This is a genomic window from Bifidobacterium sp. W8110 (assembly GCF_016101375.1).
Lineage (GTDB): Bacteria > Actinomycetota > Actinomycetes > Actinomycetales > Bifidobacteriaceae > Bombiscardovia > Bombiscardovia asteroides.
On the sequence record NZ_JACFQO010000008.1, the window covers coordinates 1 to 4,721 of the forward strand.

Here is a 4,721-nt window from a genome sequence, read left to right on the forward strand (position 1 = left end):
CAGATACCCCAACACCACACTCTGACCAACACACAACCAAACCCACACACAGAACCTAAAACAACGCGTTTAGTTCCTATAGGCCCATTTAAATCAGTTGAGTCAACATTGTTGTATAGGATATGCCCCGAATCCGGCCTATAAAAAGCCTCCAATAGGGAAAGCAGCGTAGTTTTACCTGAACCCGACGAGCCCACGATGACGGTTCTTTGGTGTGGGACTGCGCTAAAACTAATGTTCTGCAGAGTGGTATTTCGTTCATCATCTTTGTCCGCTGTATTGTAAGAAAAGCATACATCTTTGAACTCCAGCGTAATGTTGGCTGTATCAAACGAGGAATGCCCATCTGGGGAAAGCATATTGCTCGAACTTACGGTTTCGCTTTTATCGCGCAAAGATTCAATGTCTTCTATTCTCCTGAGTGGTCCTAAAGCTTTGAAAGCCGTGGTTATAGATGAGGAAAAGGAGCTTAGCGAAGAAACAACCATAGTCAAATACATTGAAAAGGAGATGAAATTAGAAATATCAAGATCCCCTTTCGCTATTTCCGCGCCGCCAAAGGAAAAAACGATTAGTAAGGTCAGCTGTATGGCGCAGTTCACAATGGACCGAATGATTGTTTCCTTGTTGGCCACTTTTACTGTTGCCCGATACACTTCTTCTGCGGTACCGACTACTCTTTTCGTTTCAGGCACTGTTGCCATAAAGGCCTTAATTGTGCGAATTCCAGCTAATGATCGCAGTATGGCATTAGACAGTCTTGCTGTCTTAGCTTGTACCAGTTCGGTATAGGCCTGCAGACGAGAAGAAGCAGCAATCATCAACAGAATGGATGTGCACGAAGTTATAAGTGCCACGGCAAAGAGTCTGGTATCAATGAACAGCATAGCGACAGCTGATCCGCAAGCTGTTAACAGATTCGCGGCCACTTTAAAGAAGTCTGATGACAGGGCTGAGCGTAACTCATTAGTATCTGAGATGACAGTTGAGACATAGTCACCCGACTCCCTCTTATCATACTCTTGTACCGGCAGGCCGAGGATACAGGTAATGAGATTGCTACGTTTATCGAAAACTATTTTCGCCGCAAGGCGGTTTGCCATATTGGATCCCAAACCATCCAGGACGATGCCTGCTACAAACAAAAGCGCCAAGACTGCAATTGGTCTCACCAACTTCTGACTCTGTTCTATGGCGTGTAGAAGATAATTGACACACAGAGGTTGTAGTAACGCCAGACCTGAAGACACTATACCCACAGACATCACAACAACAGTGATAGCTGTGTGCGGTTTCAATAGTCTGAATACATTAAAAATTGTGGTTTTTTGACGTTGCTGAGTTTGCATAGTTGACATGATTTCCGCTATTCGCCTATGGCTGTTTGGACGGTTTCAATTGCCGATCGCTTCAAACTAGAACGTGCAGAGAAAAATGTGGAAAGTGTTCCCGCGGCGATAATGGGCACAGCAAGGATAATGAAGAACTTCCAGGGGAAGACCACTACAAAGAGATTCTTGGAAAGAGGGAGGAATGTCACAGCGGTGAAAACTCCGACGAGCAAGGTGGCCCCCGCAGAGATAAGGATACCGGTGGTCACGAGGATGAAACCATCCAAGGCCGATATGGCAAGTAGCTGTCCGGGCACAGCGCCCGCGATGGAGATAAGGGCCAGATCAAGGTTGCGTTCCTTGGCAGAGATGGCGAAACTGGCGACCGCACCGATTACAGCAATGAGCAAGGCCGACCACAGGCTGGACATAAGCTCTATCGGTGTGGCTGATCCCATGTCTTTCAACTGGGGAAAGCCACTTATGGCAGCAGTACTGGTTTGACCTGTGATTAACAATCCACCGAGCAGGAACAGGCAAGCAGTCAGTGAGATGATGGTGGAGCCGAATGCCTTCCCGCGACTTCTCACAATGGCTTGTGCCCGTGCGATCTTCCAGACATCGGATTGCACAGGAACCAGATTCGTCCATGTTTTGGTGGCCCATTGGATGATGGGTCCTCCAGAATAGGCCAGAGCGACCAGAAACAGCAGTATCGCGATGATCGGGCCTAATGACATGGGTTGCATGATGATGCCCAATTGGGTCTTACTCAGAGTTTTGGGGTCGTTCAACACCAGGATGACGGCAGCGACAGCCGGTGCCAGCAGGGCGATGAAACCACCGATAATAAGGAATCTCCTCAGACCGCGCCCAGCTCTCGTGACGTGGACTTCCTCAGTTCCTGAACCTCTCAGCAGCTCAACCGGAAGCACTTTCCTCAAAGCACGCAGAGTAAAGAGAGCACCCAACAAAGCCACAATGAAACCGACTGCAAGCCCCCTCAAAGCAAAGTCTAAGAAACCCTGCCAAGTAAAAGTGATAAGCGGCGGTAACAGCACGGCCTCCAACTGGAACTTTAGAATCCGTGGGGCAAGAATTGGCGCCAGCGCCATACCAACGATGGAGGAGATCAGAGTCAGCACGAACACCTGCACCATGGTGAGGGTCAGCACCTGCCTAGGTGTGGCACCAAGCAGGGACAACAATGCAAGTCCCTTCCGCCGCTGCCTTATGGAAGCCTGAATCGTCACCATAATGACCAGGCAACCCAGGACCATTGCTATCTGGTAGACCGAGTCCACGTTAGTGCTGAGATGGTGAGATACCACACCCACTTCCCCCGGGGAATCATGTTTGAGATCATTGATTCCCTTGCATACACTCATGGCGCACAGAATCGTCTGCGTGACCACAAGCACAAGAAACACACCGGCCCAGATTCCTCTATTGGCTTTCAGATCATTCAACGCCCACTTCATGACTTACACCTTTCACGCCGCATCGCCATACAGAATCAGGGCAATAACTACGCTTGCTCTTCCACATTCCCTGATGCGACAAATCCGCCATCACTCATGGTGTATACGACGTCGCATTGCCGGGCCAGGCGGAGATCGTGTGTGACCACGACCACGCATTTACCGGGTCGATGGGAGAAGTCCCGCAACTGCGAGAAAACCAACTGTCCGGACTTCTGGTCAAGAGCACCTGTCGGCTCATCGGCGAACACAACATCGGGATCCGCGACCAAGGTGCGAATCAAGGATACCCGCTGCTGCTCACCACCTGAGAGCGAACTAGCTGCGTCATTGTCGTGCCCGCTCAAGTGGAACTTATCCATGAGGGCATCGATGCTTCCTTGATCGACCTTGCGATGGCTGAGAGTCAAGGGGAGCAGGATATTGTCACGAACGGTCATGGACGGGACAAGATTGTAGGACTGAAACACAAACCCGATATGCGATCTGCGAAACAAAGCCAAGTTACGCTGGTTCTTCTTAGTTAGTTCCTCACCCAGCACCCACACATTTCCTTGAGATGGCTGTTCAAGACCAGAAAGGCAATATAGCAAGGTGCTCTTACCACATCCAGAGGGCCCTGTAATTGCGGTCATGGCACCACCAGCAGCAACAAAAGAAAGATCATTGAACACCACAGTGGGAGTCCCGTCACCCGAGACGAAATTCTTACTTAGCTGTTCAGCTACTACCACACCATCACGCATAATATTAACCTTCATGGTACTGAGATCAGAGTATCGCCAGACCTCATGCGATTATAAAGCCCCACGACAACGAGTACTGAAATAAACGCTGTCATGGGGCGATATTCCTATTTACCAACACAACACGTTGCTCGTATCGCTGTAACTGGTGCATATGTCCTCTTTCAACACTCCGTCAGCGTCGGGAATGAGACTTATCTTCTCACCTTCCGCATCGGACATTTCTATTGAAACAAACGCCCCATATCTGAAAAAGATAGGTCCGTTATTGTACCTTAAATCACTGAGGATATAAGGTCCTGGTTCACCGCCTATTGCTTCCTCTAGTTTGAGGGTTAATCTTTCAAGATGCTCATCAGAAAAGGGATATATGGTTATGAATTTTCCACTAGAGCTGCGTCCTGCATATTTGGTATTGGAGGATCGGTACTGTTGTTTATCCCTGAGATATTTGAACATAACATGCTCTGAAATACAGATTTTAGAAACTTTTTCTAAAACTGATTGTGCATTGTCAAGGGAAGCCGTCACATGAATTTTCCATCCGTGGGTCCTCATTATGCAAGCAGTCGGCTGCATATATGTCCATACTACGGATTTATTTGAAGCCCATCCTATCGGACAGTCAGGTTCAGGATCCCATGACTCTTCGGCATGTGCCATGAGACTACGGCTATCGACAAAGAAAGGAGATCCTGGGTGCGTCGCCCGCATGTATACAGCTTCCCCAATCATTGCGTCTCCCATCGTTGCGGACTATGCTTTGTAGTAATATTATCAGAACCCGGTTCAGTGTCAACTTCTGTTTTAACTCGCTTCTTGAATATTAATAACTTGCTCATTGCCTTTGATAGCTAAGTACCCATACGTCGCCTTTTAAGATGGCAACTTTCCTTTGAGTAGAGATGGACCTTCAATTGCTGCATCCAATGATGTCAAGACACCAAGCCGTTTGCATAGCAAACTTTTCCCAGCGTCTATACTTACCTGATCCTCCCCCGTGGCTTCCATTCTGAATGATATTAACGACTGCGTCTGCACCGATTTCCTGGAGCAGTGACACCCACTTCAGAGATTCTGGGCTATAGGAACTAAACGCGTTGTTTATGTTGGGGGTTTGGCCTTGTGGCTGTAAGCGTGTTGGGTGGTTGTTAATAGGTCGG

Annotated in this window: 4 protein-coding genes; all 4 read right to left on the reverse strand. The window is 48.4% G+C overall.

Features of this window, described 5'->3' with window-relative positions; genetic code table 11:
- The coding region (locus H3T88_RS08495) for an ABC transporter ATP-binding protein (RefSeq protein ID WP_101433109.1) at positions 1 to 1,358 on the reverse strand (1,358 nt) is incomplete at its 3' end.
- An 8-nt stretch (positions 1,359 to 1,366) separates the two neighbouring features.
- Positions 1,367 to 2,812 carry an FtsX-like permease family protein gene (locus tag H3T88_RS08500; protein ID WP_045924218.1) on the reverse strand — a complete coding sequence of 482 codons (1,446 nt, stop codon included), beginning with the start codon at positions 2,810 to 2,812 and terminating at the stop codon, positions 1,367 to 1,369.
- Positions 2,813 to 2,859: 47 nt separating this feature from the next.
- Positions 2,860 to 3,558: an ABC transporter ATP-binding protein gene (locus H3T88_RS08505; protein ID WP_045924347.1), complete on the reverse strand. Its 699-nt coding sequence runs from the start codon at positions 3,556 to 3,558 to the stop codon at positions 2,860 to 2,862.
- 111 nt (positions 3,559 to 3,669) lie between these two features.
- Positions 3,670 to 4,221 carry a class III lanthionine synthetase LanKC N-terminal domain-containing protein gene (locus H3T88_RS08510; protein ID WP_143243380.1) on the reverse strand — a complete coding sequence of 184 codons (552 nt, stop codon included), beginning with the start codon at positions 4,219 to 4,221 and terminating at the stop codon, positions 3,670 to 3,672.
- Positions 4,222 to 4,721: the final 500 nt, after the last annotated feature.

What these genes read in the sequence shown, in the direction of transcription:
- H3T88_RS08505 (WP_045924347.1), bottom strand. Translation starts at nt 3,558, where the DNA reads ATGCGTGATGGTGTGGTAGTAGCTGAACAGCTAAGTAAGAATTTCGTC.
- H3T88_RS08500 (WP_045924218.1), bottom strand. Translation starts at nt 2,812, where the DNA reads ATGAAGTGGGCGTTGAATGATCTGAAAGCCAATAGAGGAATCTGGGCC.
- H3T88_RS08510 (WP_143243380.1), bottom strand. Translation starts at nt 4,221, where the DNA reads ATGGCACATGCCGAAGAGTCATGGGATCCTGAACCTGACTGTCCGATA.